Origin of the sequence: Pedobacter petrophilus, from assembly GCF_009674725.1 — a bacterium.
Classification (GTDB): Bacteria; Bacteroidota; Bacteroidia; order Sphingobacteriales; family Sphingobacteriaceae; genus Pedobacter; species Pedobacter petrophilus.
Genome location: NZ_WKKH01000034.1, coordinates 35,407 through 52,470, shown reverse-complemented (window position 1 = coordinate 52,470; position 17,064 = coordinate 35,407). Strand labels below are relative to the sequence as shown.

The following is a 17,064-nucleotide window of genomic DNA, read 5'->3' as shown; positions in this document are numbered from 1 at the left end:
TTCTGCTTTTTTCAAGCAACAACTCTGGGGGTCAATTTAAAATTGGCGAAAGGGGGTCAAATTTATTGGTATATGCAATATGGCCCCTGAATACGCGGGTACTTCGTTTTTGGACAGACAGTTTGCAACCTAATCGAATCCGGTATTGTACAATTTCTTTTTTGCCTTAATTTGCATTTATATCAAGTGCGAGAAATATTTAATATCCTCTAGGGAGTATGGTTCAGGCAACTTATATCCATTAATTAGAATAGTTGGAGTGAACCTAACGTCTGCCAGATCACACCACTCACGCTGTACAGATATTAAACTATCCAAATCCAGCACGTTCCCAGCGGGATAAAGCCTTGCCCATTTGTCAAAGTTTTTTAGTTCTTGAGTATACCACTCGTGGATTGCATTAGATGTCGAGATATCTGTTTCAGAAAGCGCGATTGTGTAAATATGCTTTGCGAATACCAACTTTTTCTCATCCCCTCTCCCAGCAGTTTTAAATAAAATCCTAACCTGCAAATCCTCGTTCGCTCGAATAAACTTTTCCAAAATGTCATGAGCCTCACCACATGGATCACAGTAGGGACTGCTAACAACTGTAATTACAGTTTTTCCATTGGGGTTTCCTAATATTACTGGTGTCAGATTATCTGGAACCGCAAAACACGCTGAGCTAGTCAAAGCCTTTCTAAATAATACCCCATTATATCGAAAGCTATTTAATTTTGTCTTGACACTTTCAAATTGAGAAGACTTAAATAATAATGGCTTCGCTAATCCCCAAATTAAAAGGGGAATTAGAAATACTATAAACATCTGCCAAAATAATTGAAAGCTGGATTCGAAGCTGAATGAGGCATATACAATATTTAGAACAAATTCGGTTAGGATGATTAGCTGAACTAGACAGCATAAGGCACACCATTTGCGAGACAGATATTGATAAGTAAGTGAGTATATGGTGTAAGGAAGACAAAATACATTTATCCAAGCCAAAATACCCATAGGATTAGTTGCAATCAATATGGCCAGGGCAGTTCCAGAAAAATATAAAAAACCAATTTCACTCCAGCTCAGCCAGGTAGTAATTTTAGAGGCCTTGGATGTTATTAAGTTTGAACATTCTGAACTCCCGCCTAAACCACAAATCTTGTTTATAAAACCATTTTTTGGATCAAACATCTGAATTAATAGTAAAATTGTTACCGCAACTCCAGAAATCTTTGCAGTCATCATTAGCCATTTGAAAATAGGCCAGCTCATTTGATGACCTTGAATGGAAATAGAGAGTAGGAACAGTATTATTATCAGTGGTATTACCATCTTTTTTAGTGTTTCTCCCACTAAAGCACTAACGTAATCCTTTTGTCCGCTTTGCTTCGTAACTTCAGCATGCTGTGCCACTCCACCCCAACGATCTAAGAAATCTTTCTCACTCATCATGCCTGCACGATTGATTTCATCCGAATAGCGAACCTGACTGTCATTAATAGAGTGTACTAAAATGAAATGACCACCATCTTCCTTTAAGTGTGCTATAAATGGGAACAGCAGATCTTCAACGTCATAGTTAACTTTGCTTATAAAATAGCCTTGGTTATCTAAATTCCACTCACTTAGGCAATCACTAAGAGAAAGGAGGCTAGGGTATCCGGGATGTTCATGGAGGCAGCTCTTCACTTGCGATTTAGTCACATTTACGGATAAGGCAGATAGCAATTGTAGAGTGATACTTTCGATATTGTGCCTAACCGGCTTAAAAAGATTCATTATAATATTAGATGTTAAATGTTACCTAGGACTTTTACTCTATCTTAGAAATGCAAATAAGGTTTTATATATGAAATTTCTGTGTTCCATTACACAGAAACCCAAATATTCTTTATAAAAAACTCACTGAGCATGGATAAGTATAAATAGGTTATGTATTAGCATTTATGGTCAAAACTGATGCTAACCTTATTGAAACATTTTCAACAAATTGATTTATATCTAATAGCGTTGATTATTTATTGATGCTTTTTGAAAATCTTAATAAAATTTCTAAAGAAACGCCGCAATAGCGAGCTTTCCTCAGTAATAATCTCCGCATCAGCAAGCATACCATTTTTTAGCACTATGCCATAATTCTTATCGAACCTGGGAACTTTTTCAAAGCTCACTTTAGCAATGAATACACTATCACGATAGGCTACATCGGAGATATAGGTTAATTTTCCGCTTATCATTCCATATTGCTCGAATGGGTAACTATGTAGCTTGATCAAAACCCTCTCCCTTAATCGCACTTTACCCATGTTATATTGAGGAATTTGCACTTCGCCAAAAAAATCTGCATTTCCGGGGTTAATTATAAATACTTCCTGATTTTGCGTGAGGTATTGATTGGGCTGAAGTATACCAGCAAAAGTCAGTTTGCCCCCTACTGTCGCACTGAGTACATTCTGCAAAAGCCACGAGTCAATATCGGTAAGACACTTATTCAAGCTTTGCGTAAACTTTCCCTGCTCCTCTTTTATGGTATGCTTAAGGTCCAAAAGTTCTTTGTCTTTTGCGTTATAGCTGGTAATGTTATTAAGTAATGCGGTCTCAGTTTGTTGTAAGGGATATTGAGAGGAAAGGTATTTATTTTGCTGCTGAATAAACTCACTTCTCGAAATTACATTATTTTTATATAATTTTTGATAAGCATTATATTCTGCTTCTTGATTTGAGTATTCCTGCTGCTGAATTTTTTTTTGCTTAAATATTTGTTCACGTAATCGATCAATATCACGCAGGTCTTTTCCTAAAAACACAAGCTTATTAACATAATAGCCATCACTTCTTGTAGACAGATATTGAAGATACTGCTGATAGAAACTTTGAAAACTAGCTTGTAATTCGCCTAAAACTAAATTAGCAGGAAGTGGTTTTATAGTAAAATCTTTTGTAGGCTCAAAGGATTGTAATTTTTTCAACCACTTTTTGAGCTCTAGGACATTGCGATGATCTGCAACGCTTTCTAAATAAGCCAATGGCTGTCCAGGTGTTACTATCTGTCCATCAACAACCAAAATTCTAATTAATTTACCAGCCCGTTCCGACAGAACTGCTTTTGGTGAGTTCGTACTATTGACTTTCAAGTTTGTTTTAACCACATCAGGGTATTCTATAAATGCTGACCCCATCACAATGCCAACTAAAATTAAAAATATCAACATGATACCCCATCTAATTATCCAGCTCGGTATAGCTGTTATGATTTCCCGAACCTCATCACTTGCCATTGCTTCATGAAAGAATTTTTCTTCATGATGTTCTTCTGTTTCTTTCATCCCAATGGATTAATTCCCTAATTCTAATTGATTCTTTACCAATTGGTAATACATTCCTTTCTGAAGGGTAAGTTCTGCATGAGATCCTTGTTCTATAATAATACCTTTATCAAGAACAACTATGTTATCCGCATTCTTCACAGTGCTAAGCCTATGGGCAACTACCACTACCGTTTTGCCAGGAAAAAAAGATTCTAAATTTTTCATTATCACACTTTCATTATTTGCATCCAACGCATTTGTCGCTTCATCGAAAAATATATAAGCTGGATCTTTGTAGATTGCTCTGGCAATTAGTATACGTTGTTTCTGTCCTTGACTAATTCCATTACCTTCTTGACCAACTTTTGTGTTTAATCCTAGTGGCAGCACTTCGATGAATTCATTTAGGTTAGCCATCTTTACAGCATGATTAAGCTTTATTATGTTTGGATAATCTTCACCAACTGCAATATTCTTCGCAATAGTATCTGAAAATATAAAGCCTTCCTGCATAACGATACCACAATTAGCACGCCATGCCTTGTACCCAATATGATCGAGTGGTGACGCGCCAACAGTCAGTTTACCATTCTGAGGAGCGTAAAAACGCAGTAGCAATTTTAATATTGTTGTTTTGCCACTTCCACTCGATCCAACGATGGCCGTAGTCTTTCCCTGAGGAATTTCGAGCGTAATATTATTTAATACAGGATGGTTCCCAGCGCCAGGATACAAAAACGAGACATTTTGCAATTTAATCGTATGATCCCATGGTAGTTCCCTGATCAATTCCTTTCCAACAGGCTCCTCATCTTCCATTTCGTGAATCTCATTTAGGCGTTCCAAACTTATTTTCGCATCTTGTAGTTGTTGAAGAAAAGTTAGTAACTGTTCAATGGGACTATTTAACTGTCCAATTATGTATTGAATAGCCATCATTCCTCCAAGAGTAAGCTGTCCCTCAATAACAGCTTTGGCAACCATAAAGGTGATCAGGATGTTCTTACCTTCATTAATAAAAAATGCCCCTGTTTGTTGAAGCTGAGTAAGTGATAAACTTTTGATATTGAATTGGAAAAGATTAGCCTGTATACTTTCCCATTCCCAGCGTTTCTGTTGTTCGCTGTTACTTAGTTTTATCTCCTGCATTCCACTTATGAGCTGAACCACCACACTCTGATTCTTAGCGGCAATATCAAATTTCTTAAAGTCAAGCTCACGCCTCTTTGTGAAAAAATAACCCACCCAAAGCCCATATAATAAACTACTGATCAAAAAAATAATAAATAGCGAAAGATCATACCATGATAGGATTATCGAAAATATTATCAAATTAAACAAGGAGAACAATATGTTGAGCGTTGATCCAGTCAAAAAACCTTGAATACGGCTTTGGTCATTCATCCGCTGCATTATATCACCAGTCATTTTCGTGTCAAAAAAACTCATAGGCAGCTTCATAAGCTTAATGATAAAATCGGTTAAGATTGAAATATTTATTCTGGAACTTATATGCAAAAGTATCCAACTGCGGATAAACTCTACTCCAATTCGTCCTACAAATAGCATCGTCTGAGCGATTAGAATAACATACACAAAACCTAGGTTACGGGTACTTATACCAATATCTACAATGCTCTGTGTTAGAAAGGGCAGTATCATTTGAAGTAAACTACCCACCCCCAAGCCTATAAGTAACTGAAATATCAAGCCTTTGTAGGTTCGCAAATAACCAAATAAATACTGCAGACTGAGCCCGCCGTTAGGGTCCCCTTCTTGCTGATAGAAATCTGGTGTCGGCTCCAGAATTAAAGCGATGCCATGCCTGTCACCATCACGGGATGAGCTCAACCAATATTTAGAAAATCCGGCTTTATCATATTTCATTATTCCTTTACCAGGATCTGCGATGATATAGGTAAGTTTCTTTTTATAAAACAGATATTTTTTTTGGATCCTATACAAAACAACAAAATGATTTTGATTCCAGTGAATAATTACGGGAAGATCGATTTCATTTAAGATGTCTAAACCAAGCTGGACTGCAGAAGTTCGAAATCCTACTTTTTCAGCAGCTTCGCTAATTCCCAGTAAAGAAACGCCCTCTCTATTTATACCAGAAATCTCTCGGAGTTTCTGCAGGCTAAGATTCTTACCATAATGCTTCGCAACCATTCGCAGGCAGGTCGGACCACAATCCATCTGATCGGGTTGTTTATAAAAAACTATTTTTTTCAATTTATTTTTGTTAACATCTCAATATTATCATGGAATAAACGCGAGATCTAGATATAGCATGAGTTTAATATCTGTTTAGAAGGCTCACTTAAATCAATATATAAGTCCATCCAGTTCCGCCTGCCTGAAAGCGATGCAGTCACATCCCTTGAATACTTTAAACAAGTAACCATTAACTATATCAAATTTAAAGTGCTGCTAAAAATAAAATTAATAATTGTTCCTGTTAAGCAGGAGATGTTTATATAGGGAGGTTTAATTTCTACATAGAATAGTTAAAATTCTAGATATTAAATTTCAAATAGGAGAACCTTAATTAAAGCAATCAAATTATAATCTTCATTTAATTTGAATTTTTAGTCGATGATCCTTGCTTCCCCCTTTCTTCGTAATTTAGCCTATCCCTTTAGGAGCAAATTCACGTTAGATTAAAATTTTGCCAATAGACTTTTCGTAAAGCATTTTTCTTTGAAAATCTAATAAAACACTTCGATGAAGAACATCTTTCACTCTTTTTAATAAATCAGCGCTTTCATTCTTACAACTTTGTTATTTAACAATTATGAAATGTTAAAAAAAAGCTGCATTAAAATCCGAAATAACCGCTTTTAGGAATCTTTTGGAAAACAAAAAACCCTTAAATCTTCCGACTTAAGGGTTTTTGCTGAAGTTTACTTCAATTGGTGTCGGGATGGCAGGATTCGAACCTACGACCTCCTGCTCCCAAAGCAGGCGCGATACCGGGCTACGCTACATCCCGAACTTTGGTATCACCTATTTTTAATCCTGTTTTAAAAGTGGATTGAACTTTTTGTCGGGATGGCAGGATTCGAACCTACGACCTCCTGCTCCCAAAGCAGGCGCGATACCGGGCTACGCTACATCCCGAACTTGGTATCTTCTTTTTTAATTCCCTTTTTCGAAGGGATTGCAAAGTAACAGTTTTAAATTGATAATTCCATCTATTTTTGCAAATTTTTATTTTCTGCGGAGAGGGCGGGATTCGAACCCGCGGTACCGTTACCAGTACGACAGTTTAGCAAACTGTTCCTTTCGGCCACTCAGGCACCTCTCCTTTTCAACCCCCTGTTTTTCGCCCTACCGGCGTTGTTTTGAGGTCTGCAAATATAGTAAAACAAGTTATCCAACAAAAAAAAATTACAAAATTTGTTGATAATCTATTCGCACGTGATAGATACTCATCAGCATCGTCTTGAATATCAATTTGATAGTTTCAATATCTTTTAATGTTAAATCGCAGTTATCTAATTGATTTTGCTCCAATTTGTAATTAATTATCCGTTCAACGATGTCATTTATGTTCTGCGCATCGGGATTTTTCAGACTTCTTGAGGCTGCTTCAACAGAATCTGCCAACATTAACACCCCAGTTTCCTTGCTGAAAGGAATCGGCCCCGGGTAGCGGAAAATGTTTTCATCTACAAACTTCTCCGGAGAATTTTTCAAAAACGACTGATAAAAATAATCTACTCGGGTATTGCCATGGTGCGTTCTGATGAAATCAATAATGGCTTCGGGAATTAAATTCTTCCGAAGAATCTCAATTCCCTTATGTACATGCTGAATAATAATCTGTGCACTTTGCTCATAAGGCAATTTATCATGCGGACTAACAGCCGTATTCTGATTCTCGATGAAATATTGCGGATTATCAACCTTTCCGATATCATGATAAAGTGCTCCTGCCCTCACCAATACAGAATTACCACCAATCTTAAATATTGCAGCTTCTGCCAGGTTCGCCACTTGTAAAGAGTGCTGAAATGTACCCGGGGCTTTAAAAGCCAGCTCACGGAGCAGCTTATTATTGGTATTGGTTAGTTCAATCAAGGCTACATCAGATGTGATGCCGAAAATGCGTTCAAACAAATAAATTAAAGGGTAAGCGAGAAGCGAAAGCAGCACACTAAATATAAATGGAATAAAATTTACCCACTCAATTTCACGAAACGAACCTTCCCTCAGCAAGGCTATCCCTACAAAAGACACGAAGTAGGCCATCAGGATAAATAGCGCCGAAACCAGGAATCGTTCGCGTTTAACAAAGTTTTTAATGCTAAAAATCGCTACCATCCCTGCAGTAACCTGATAGAACACAAATTCAAAACTATTCGCCACAAAGAAACCGGCAATTAATATCACCAGTAAGTGAAGATAGAGTGCCAGCCTGGTATCAAACAGGATTCTGATGATTATGGGGACGACACAAAATGGAATATAATATAAACTTGGAATTTCAATTTTAATCGCCCAGGTAAGCGCCAGCAACATTCCGGTAGTAACAATAAGAATTAATGAAAGCTGCCGGTTATCTGAAAAAATATCCTTCCGGAACAGGAATAGAAAGGACATTAAGATCGTTAACATAAAACTCACAAGCACCACCTGACCTAAGTAAACCAATGCCCTGCTGCCGATGGTTTTGGTTTGAGCGTCATATGTAGCCTTATAAGATTCCAGTTTCTGGTAAATCTCATCGTCAATTACATCATTCTTAGATACAATCAGCTCGCCTTTCTGCACCATCCCTTTAGTGGTAGAAATATTATCTACCGTGTTTTGCTGAATAATCTGCGTCAGGCGCTCATCGAATATAATATTTGGAGTAATGTGATCTTCCGCCAGGTTGGCAATCAAATCTACCATTACCTGGTTTGGCGACTTAAAATTGGCTTTAAAATGAAGCAACGCGGTTTCGGTAGTAAAAACATCCTGGGTATTTTTCTGATTGGCTACATTGTTTTCCATGAGCGAAAAATCATAGTTTTTACCATTCGTCTGCTGCTTGGCATTTAAACCGATAATGCCCCGCTGATAGATATTGCTGAGTAATCTGTAAGATTCTGTTTTGAACTTTAACTTGTCTTTTTCATCCAGCTGCTTTGATTTCCATTTAATGTCGAACTCATTGGTATAGGCTTCCAGCGAATTGCTGCTCACCGACGCATCGTACTGATAAACAGGTAAAACATCTTTAAGCGCATTCTTTTTATCGGTATTTACCTGTGGATTTGTTTTTAAAATAGCAAAGCTAAAGGGAGAGATCAAATCCTTATTCATCCATACTTTTCCCTTTTCAAACTCATATCTAAACCGGGGCTGTTTGGGTAAGAATAACGTAATAACGAAAACCGTAAATACCATCATCACATATTTCAGGTTCGACGAATATTTGCGGTAAAGGATTTTGTGTGAATTTTTCTTGATTTTAGCCAAAACGAATAGATTATTATATTGTCAAAAATAACATTTTTATCTAATATACATTTTACTGATTTTGTTTGCGATTACGAGATTTTATAATTTACTTTATGATATCAAATTAATATCAACTATGTATCAGGAAAAAATTATCAGTCCGCCATCAGGCTATTTAACATTTGTACTTTCGCTATTATTATTAGCCGGATCTATAATTTGCTTTGTTAACGAATTATTTCTGACAGGGGGCATTATATTAGCTGTAGACCTGTTCCTGATCTTCCCCGGTTTTCTCATTATCAATCCCAACCAATCTATGGTATTAACTTTATTTGGGAAATACATTGGCACCGTAAAGGCAGATGGTTTTTTCTGGGTAAACCCACTCACCACTAAAAGAAGGCTTTCTTTAAAAGCGAATAACCTAAACGGGCAACAGTTAAAAGTGAATGACAAGCTGGGAAACCCGATTGAAATTGCCGCCGTTGTGGTGTGGAAAGTGAACGAAACTGCGAAAGCCGTATTTTCAGTGGAGAACTACATGCAATATGTAAATATCCAAAGCGAAGCCGCAGTTAGGCACCTGGCTAATATTTTTCCTTATGATCATTCTGAAGGCGAAGAAACCAGCATCACACTTAAAGATGGTGCAGAACAGGTAAGTGAAATTTTAGAAAAAGAATTGAACGAACGCCTTTCGAGGGCAGGGATTGATGTTTTAGAAGCAAGAATTTCTCACCTGGCTTATGCGCCGAAAATTGCCAGTGCCATGTTGCAGCGCCAGCAAGCCACCGCCGTAATTGCCGCCCGTAAACTTATTGTGGAAGGTGCTGTTGGAATGGTAGAAATGGCGCTCGAGAAATTATCGCAAAAAGGAATTGTAGAACTCGATGAAGAACGTAAGGCAGCAATGGTAAGCAATTTATTAGTGGTGCTTTGTGGCGACAGGCACGTACAACCAGTTGTAAATACCGGCACATTATACAATTAAAATGGAATTCGAGGAAAAACAAGGCCTAAAAATCTGGTGGCTATACCTTATTACCGGGGTAAGCATCCTACCTGCATTAGCCATTATTTTTCTCAGTAAGGGTGGACTTAACCTGGAAGAGCTCAAAGACATGTACTTTTCACCGCTCCTCGCCTTATTTTCACCTTTCTTAATTATTTTCCTGATTGAAAAAAGCACACTAACCCTAAAGATAAATCAGCACGGTATGGCTTACCGGTATTTTCCATTGCAGCTTAAATATAAAACTCAACAGTGGGAAAACATAGAAAAAGCATACCTCAGCGCATACGATGCCTTTTCTGAATATGGAGGCTATGGGGTAAAAAGCCGCTTATGGTTTAAAACGAATGACAAAGCCTACGTATTAAACGACGGAAACCGGGGTTTGCAATTCGAATTTAAGAATGGGAAAAAGCTACTTTTCAGCACCAATAAAGTGGAAGAAATGGAGACCTTCCTCATCAATATAAAAACAAGGTTTAAAATACAGGCAATACAAGAGAATGGCGGAGAAAGATAAAAAAGCTTTTGTATTACGGATCAGTCCTGCTTTGTTAAAAGAAGTTGAAACCTGGGCAGCCGATGAGTTCAGAAGTACGAACGGACAAATAGAGTTTCTGTTGAACCAGGCACTCAAATCAAGAAAAAAAAACAAACCCAAAGAGGAATGAAAATACATTATCCCGTATCGTTGGGCTGTCTTTCTTGTTTTGTTGGCAACTGCTTTGATACGCTAAATTCACGTTAAAATGACGAGTATTTCGGCATTGTGATCTTAAAAAATGCATAACTTAGCGGCCTAACCAAAAAATTCATAAAAAATTTAATTCATGAAAGAAGTTGTAATTGTATCCGCTGTAAGAACCCCTATTGGCAGTTTTGGCGGCTCGCTAGCTCAATTTTCTGCACCGCAATTAGGTGGTTTTGCCATCAAAGCTGCAATAGAAAAAGCGGGTTTGGCTCCAGAACAAATTCAGGAAGTATATATGGGAAATGTATTGTCAGCTAATTTAGGTCAGGCACCAGCAACCCAGGCTGCAAAACTGGCAGGCTTACCAGATCTGCCAGCTACCACGATTAATAAAGTTTGTGCATCGGGCGCTAAAGCAATTATGCTTGCGGCTCAAAGTATCTCCAATGGCGATCAGGACATTATTGTTGCCGGTGGAATGGAAAGCATGAGTAATGTGCCTTTTTATCTGGATAAAGCCCGGAATGGTTATCGCCTTGGCCATGGCCAGCTTACGGACGGCCTGGTGAAAGATGGCCTTTGGGATGTTTATAACGATTACCACATGGGTTCAGCCGCAGAACTTTGCGCAAGCGAATGCAATATTAGTCGCGAAGAGCAGGATAATTTTGCTATCGAATCATATAAAAGAGCGCAAAACGCACAAATAAACGGCAAATTCTCCGGTGAGATTATTGCCGTTGAAGTGAAAGACAGAAAAGGTGAAGTTACACTAGTGGATACAGATGATGAGCCTACTGCAGTAAAGTTTGATAAAATTCCATCTTTAAAACCAGTATTTAAGAAAGATGGAACCGTTACTGCCGCCAACGCCTCTACGTTAAATGATGGTGCAGCTGCACTTGTATTAATGAGCGCAGATAAAGCAAAGGAATTGGGAATAAAGCCGCTCGCTAAAATTTTAGGCTTTGCAGATGCCCAGCAGGCACCAGAATGGTTCACCACTACCCCATCCAAGGCCATTCCTCTAGCATTACAAAAAGCGAATATTGATATTAATGATGTTGATTTCTTCGAAATTAATGAAGCTTTTTCTGTAGTTTCCATTGCGAATAATCAAAAACTGAACTTAAAAGAGAACCAGGTAAATGTAAATGGTGGTGCCGTTTCACTGGGCCATCCGCTGGGTGCATCAGGAGCCAGAATTGTGGTAACTTTACTTTCAGTACTGGAACAAAATAACGGCAAGATTGGAGTTGCGGGCATTTGTAATGGCGGCGGCGGGGCCAGCGCCCTGGTTATTGAGAAAATTTAGTAGATGAAGATCAAATATTATATTCTTTTCATTTTTGCTTTGCTACGTCTTAACACCATGGCGCAGCAAAGCAAAAACAATCTTAACATTTTTCAGGATTCGCTCATCAAAATTTCTACATCTGCCATAGCAGCAGAAACAGATGCGAAGAAAGCAGAAGTTAATGGCCGGTTTGTGAAGACTTTGGTAGAAGCGTTAAAGACACCTAATTCTTTTGCCTACCCTTTCGATTCTTTAAAAAATGTTTCCGTAATTAAATCGCCAGATAAAGCATTCAGAATTTTAAGCTGGTACATACAGCAGGAAAATGGAACTTACCGTTATTTTGGCACCATCCAAATAAATACCGGTAATGGCCCTTTGAAACTGCACCCGCTAATTGATCAAACCGATAACATCTCAGATGCAAACGCCATTACCGACAATCAGAAATGGTTTGGTGCACGTTATTACGACATTGTGCCGGTAAGTAGTAGCGGTCGCCTGCCTTACTATATATTGCTTGGCTGGAAAGGAAATACGCAAACCACCACCAAAAAGATCATAGACATTCTTTCATTTAACCAGGATCAGCCGAAGTTCGGTGCTCCGGTATTTGATGGGAAAGAACTGAAAGGTAAAAACCGCGTAATCTTCGAATACACTAAATCCAATGCAATGACATTGCGGGTTGATCAAAAAGCCGGAATGATTGTTTTCGATCACCTTGCACCTTTTGATTCTGAAATGCTCGGCAGGTATGAGTTTTATGGTTCTGATGGCACCTTCGATGGTTTCAAGATTATTGGTGGCCGGCTAAGATTGCAGGAAGGCCTGGAACTGAACAATGATCCCACCGCAACGGATGAGCTATATGCTGATCCAAAGAAGAATATAAAACCCATTCGAAAGTTCTGATTCCGGCAAATCTTAACATCTTCAATACCTTCCCTATAACTTTAAAATTTGTGAGTTTGCCCTTCGCTGACTATATTGCGCCTTGCAAACAAGCTTAAACAACACACAAATTCTGAATTCATAAACTAAAACCAATAAATGTTTTATGCAAACATCAATTGAAACCAAAGACGATTTCTTTAGCAGTAAGGTATTGGGTCATCCGGCAGGTTTATTTGTACTTTTCTTTACGGAGATGTGGGAAAGATTTTCGTACTATGGGATGCGGGCCTTGCTCGTTTTATTTCTAACTTCATCTATTTTTGGGGATAACCCAGGTTGGGGCTGGCCGCGCGAACATGCCTTAGCTATCTATGGTTCCTATACTTCTCTTGCTTACCTTACCCCTATTTTAGGTGGCTTTATTGCAGATAGATTCATCGGATATCGCTGGGCGATCATCCTGGGCGCACTGCTGATGACACTTGGCCACTTATCAATGGCATTCGAGTTTAATCCAATTTTCATGTATTTGGGCTTGTGCCTTCTGGTAGTTGGAAATGGATTTTTTAAGCCAAACATGACTTCAATTCTTTCACACATGTATAAAAAACATCCTGAAAAGAAAGATGGTGCTTATACCATTTTTTACATGGGTGTAAACTCTGGTGCTTTCTTAGGAATGCTTCTTTGTGGCTACATTGGTGAAAATCCAAACTGGGGCTGGAGTTATGGCTTTGGGTTGGCTGGAATTTTCATGTTTATCGGGATGTTGCAATTCTATTTCACTAAAAATATTTTCGGTACAATTGGTCTAAAACCAGAAAAGAGCAATGTAGTTGTGGATGAAGACGAAGATCCGGCAGAAGCACAAAAAAACCCTTTTTCTATCTTCGACATTGTACTTATTGCCTTGATTTCTATTATTGGCTTAGTATGGATTATCAATGATCCTGTTTCGAAAATTACAGGCTCCACGATTTTCAACTTCCAGGTAGGCCCTCTAACCGGAGACAACCTGGCGATCATTATCGCATTGGCACTTTTCATTTTTATCCTTGTAAAAAGGATTGCGCAATACGCACCAAAGCTTCGTGATAAAATGATTGTGGTCATTGTACTGGCTTTCATAACCATTTTCTTCTGGGCTTCTTTTGAGCAGGCCGGTGGCTCCATGACTATCTTCGCTAAAGATTATACCGCCAGGCTATTAGAAGGAAATGCAAAAATCATTTTTAACGTGGCCAACACTTTAATTACGGTGGTACCATTGGTGATCATCACTTATGTATTATTTAGCTTATTCAGAAAAACATTCGGAAAATTCGCTCTTGGAAATATTATTCTTGCTGCAGGTTTCTTAATTATCTGGGGATTGGTAATTTATATGTTGAAAAACCAGTACAGTGATGTAAAAGCAGAAGTTCCGGCAACGTGGTTTGGTGTGCTGAACTCATTATTTATTATTTCTTGTGCACCAATTGTATCAAAACTTTGGGAAAGTAAATATAATCCATCTGCCACCATGAAAAACGGCTTGGGCATGATTCTTTTAGGCGTCGGTTTTGCAGCCTTAGCTTATGGATCCAGTTCAATTCCATCAGGCGCAAAAGTGGCTTCGGTAAGTATGATCTGGCTTATTTTAGCTTATTTCTTCCATACTATGGGCGAATTATTCATTTCTCCGGTAGGATTATCATATGTTTCGAAACTGGTTCCAGGCAGAATGATTGGCATCATGTTCGGGATCTGGTACCTGGCAATCGCCATCGGAAATAAAATAGCAGGTACCATGGGTGGAATGATTGATAAAATTACTGCACAATATTCCATGTCTACATTCTTCCTAATTTTCACTTTAATCCCTGTCGGCCTTGGTATTTTTATTATGTTGCTAACGCCGGTAACTAAAAAACTAATGCACGGAGTTAAATAAGATGCAGATTATAACCGAAAAAACGCCTTCTATTGAAACATTAGAAGCGATTCAAAACTTTGAAGGTAAATATCCGAAACAACTTTGGTATTTATCGCTGGTAGAAATGTGGGAACGCTTCTGTTTCTATGGTATGCGTGGTGTACTGGCATTTTTTATGGTTGATCAATTGGGATTAACCGATCAAAAATCTAACCTCCAATACGGCGCAATCCAGGCTTTTGTCTATGCCTTTACCTTTATCGGCGGCATCTTTGCCGATAAGATTTTAGGTTTCAGAAAATCACTTTTCTGGGGTGGTTCGTTAATGATTGTAGGCAACCTGATTCTTGCCTTCTCGCCACATGATTTATTTTATGTCGGCATTACGCTTTCCATCATCGGTACTGGCTTTTTCAAACCAAACATTTCATCGATGGTGGGCGAACTTTACCATGAAAAAGACAACAGAAGAGACGCTGGTTATGGCTTATTCTATGCCGGAATCAACGTTGGTGGCTTACTGGGTGGAGCAATGTGCATTTACTTGGGGAAATATGTTTCCTGGAACCTATGCTTCCTTTCGGCGGCCTTGGTAATGGCGTTTGGCTTGGGCACCTTTATTTTTACCAAAAAATACCTGGGCCCGATTGGGAGCTCTCCCCTCATGCATCTACAGAAAGGGAAACGGACCATTTACGAAGTTGTGGTTTATATCGGTTCTGTTTTTTGTATCCCGCTGATTTTTATTATGGTAAGGAATACCGCTTATACGGATTACTTTATGTATACGCTTGGCGTAGTAGCTTTAGTTTACTTTTTTTACGAAATGTTCAGTATTAAAGAGGTTAAAGCGAGGTATAAATTGCTTGCGGCTTTTATTTTTATTCTTTGTTACTTCATTTTCATGGCGATTTCCGAACAAAGTGGCGGGTCGCTATCTCTGTTTGCTAAAGACAATCTAGATCATGGCCTGTTGTTTTTCTCTATCGATCCAAACGTAGTAAACAATAGTGTAAATTCATTTTTCGTGATTGTGTTTAGTCCGTTGGTTGGCTTATTATGGATAGGAATGTACAAACGCAAAATTGAGCCGAATACTGTGGTGAAATTTGGTTTGGGCTTTGTGTTGCTGGCTTTAAGTTTTTATACTTTCTACGCCACCCGGTTTTTCGCCAATGCGCAAGGCATTAGTTCGCTAAATATTTTTACCCTGGCTTACCTGCTGCTTACATTAGGTGAGTTATGCATTGGTCCTATCGGGATGTCGATTATTACCAAATTATCGCCGAAAAGAATGTTCGGCATGATGATGGGCTTATGGTTTTTATTCAGTGCTTTTGGTCAGCTTGCTGCCGGAAAATTAGGTGCAGAGATGTCTAATATTGAAAATGCTTCCTTAATGGCGAAATTAACATCTTATACAGAAGGTTATAAATCTCTAGCCCTTTATTCTTTGATTGCAGGTATATTTTTAATTGTATTTTCTCAGTTAATTAAGAAACTGATGCAGGAGGTGAGGTAAAAACATTTTTAATACATTTTAAACCGTATCAACTGGGGGTGATACGGTTTTTTAATTTATAATATTTACTTTCGCCCTCTAAAGCTAAAATCATTTTTAGCCGAATTCCATTTTATATAAAACGAACAAGCGTGTCAGACAGTTTAGTAATCATTCCCACTTACAATGAAAAGGAGAATATTGAAAGGATTATCCGAAAGGTATTTTCATTAAATCAACCTTTTCATTTGCTGATTATTGATGATGGCTCACCTGATGGCACAGCAGATATTGTAAAATCATTACAAGCCGAATACGAAGGTCATCTTTTTATTGTAGAGCGCGCTGGGAAACAAGGTTTAGGCACCGCCTATATCTACGGATTTAACTGGGCACTGCAAAAAGATTATCAGTTTATTTTTGAAATGGATGCTGATTTTTCTCACAATCCGGATGATCTTTCGCGCCTGCGCGAAGCCTGTATCAGTGGTGCAGATGTTGCGATTGGATCGAGATATGTAAAGGGCGTAAATGTAGTTAACTGGCCAATGGGAAGGGTATTAATGTCGTACTTTGCTTCGATGTATGTTCGTTTTATTACGAGGATTAACATTCAGGATGCCACGGCGGGTTTTAAGTGCTACCGTAGAATTGTATTGGAAACCATTCCTTTAGAAAAGATCCGCTTTGTGGGGTATGCCTTTCAAATCGAAATGAAATTTACGGCTATAAAGTTTGGCTTTAATGTAGTTGAAGTACCAATTATTTTCACCGATAGAACCGAAGGAACTTCAAAAATGAGCACCCGGATTTTCCGCGAGGCTTTTTTAGGCGTAATTCAAATGAAAGTAAGTAGCTGGTTCAGGGATTATAAGAGAAGGCATTAGCGGGTATAAAAGAGGTTAGTGTGGGTTATTATAGTTTAGGATTTAAAGGGTTTGGCCCTACTATCTGCTTCAGTTTGCACCCAAGACTTTGACTCACGACTTTGGACTCAT

Annotated in this window: 12 protein-coding genes and 3 tRNA genes; 8 read left to right on the top strand and 7 right to left on the bottom strand. The window is 38.3% G+C overall.

Going from position 1 to position 17,064, the window contains the following annotated elements; genetic code table 11:
• Positions 1 to 177: 177 nt before the first annotated feature.
• From GJU39_RS17745 to GJU39_RS17715, 7 genes are all read right to left on the bottom strand, one after another.
• Positions 178 to 1,764, bottom strand: a complete 1,587-nt coding sequence (locus GJU39_RS17745) for a thioredoxin domain-containing protein (protein WP_154282336.1) — start codon at positions 1,762 to 1,764, stop codon at positions 178 to 180.
• 239 nt (positions 1,765 to 2,003) lie between these two features.
• Positions 2,004 to 3,311, bottom strand: a complete 1,308-nt coding sequence (locus tag GJU39_RS17740; RefSeq protein ID WP_154282335.1) for an HlyD family efflux transporter periplasmic adaptor subunit — start codon at positions 3,309 to 3,311, stop codon at positions 2,004 to 2,006.
• Between the two features lie 9 nt (positions 3,312 to 3,320).
• Entirely contained in the window at positions 3,321 to 5,531 is a 2,211-nt protein-coding gene (locus GJU39_RS17735; protein WP_154282334.1) for a peptidase domain-containing ABC transporter, read from the bottom strand.
• 686 nt (positions 5,532 to 6,217) lie between these two features.
• Positions 6,218 to 6,291: transfer RNA gene (locus tag GJU39_RS17730), tRNA-Pro, on the bottom strand.
• 54 nt (positions 6,292 to 6,345) lie between these two features.
• Positions 6,346 to 6,419, bottom strand: a tRNA-Pro gene (locus tag GJU39_RS17725).
• Positions 6,420 to 6,519: 100 nt separating this feature from the next.
• A tRNA-Ser gene (locus tag GJU39_RS17720) sits at positions 6,520 to 6,606 on the bottom strand.
• An 83-nt stretch (positions 6,607 to 6,689) separates the two neighbouring features.
• Positions 6,690 to 8,768: an HD family phosphohydrolase gene (locus GJU39_RS17715; protein ID WP_379103285.1), complete on the bottom strand. Its 2,079-nt coding sequence runs from the start codon at positions 8,766 to 8,768 to the stop codon at positions 6,690 to 6,692.
• A gap of 118 nt (positions 8,769 to 8,886) precedes the next feature.
• Between GJU39_RS17715 and GJU39_RS17710 the strand changes: the two genes are divergently transcribed.
• From GJU39_RS17710 to GJU39_RS17675, 8 genes are all read left to right on the top strand, one after another.
• A complete protein-coding gene (locus GJU39_RS17710; RefSeq protein ID WP_154282333.1) occupies positions 8,887 to 9,744 on the top strand; it encodes an SPFH domain-containing protein in 858 nt (285 codons plus the stop codon).
• Between the two features lies 1 nt (position 9,745).
• Positions 9,746 to 10,285, top strand: coding sequence for a hypothetical protein (locus tag GJU39_RS17705; RefSeq protein ID WP_154282332.1), 540 nt, complete (start codon positions 9,746 to 9,748; stop codon positions 10,283 to 10,285).
• Positions 10,269 to 10,436 (top strand): Arc family DNA binding domain-containing protein, encoded by a 168-nt coding sequence (locus GJU39_RS17700; RefSeq protein WP_154282331.1) that lies wholly within the window; start codon positions 10,269 to 10,271, stop codon positions 10,434 to 10,436. The genes GJU39_RS17705 and GJU39_RS17700 overlap by 17 nt, the downstream gene beginning before the upstream one ends.
• A gap of 159 nt (positions 10,437 to 10,595) precedes the next feature.
• On the top strand, positions 10,596 to 11,771 hold the full coding sequence (locus tag GJU39_RS17695) for an acetyl-CoA C-acyltransferase (RefSeq protein WP_154282330.1): 1,176 nt from the start codon (positions 10,596 to 10,598) through the stop codon (positions 11,769 to 11,771).
• A gap of 3 nt (positions 11,772 to 11,774) precedes the next feature.
• Complete coding sequence (locus GJU39_RS17690) at positions 11,775 to 12,668, top strand: hypothetical protein (RefSeq protein ID WP_154282329.1); 894 nt, start codon at positions 11,775 to 11,777, stop codon at positions 12,666 to 12,668.
• Positions 12,669 to 12,813: 145 nt separating this feature from the next.
• Positions 12,814 to 14,583 (top strand): peptide MFS transporter, encoded by a 1,770-nt coding sequence (locus tag GJU39_RS17685; RefSeq protein ID WP_154282328.1) that lies wholly within the window; start codon positions 12,814 to 12,816, stop codon positions 14,581 to 14,583.
• Position 14,584: 1 nt separating this feature from the next.
• On the top strand, positions 14,585 to 16,087 hold the full coding sequence (locus GJU39_RS17680) for a peptide MFS transporter (protein ID WP_154282327.1): 1,503 nt from the start codon (positions 14,585 to 14,587) through the stop codon (positions 16,085 to 16,087).
• A 131-nt stretch (positions 16,088 to 16,218) separates the two neighbouring features.
• Entirely contained in the window at positions 16,219 to 16,953 is a 735-nt protein-coding gene (locus tag GJU39_RS17675; protein WP_342448225.1) for a polyprenol monophosphomannose synthase, read from the top strand.
• Positions 16,954 to 17,064 lie beyond the last annotated feature (111 nt).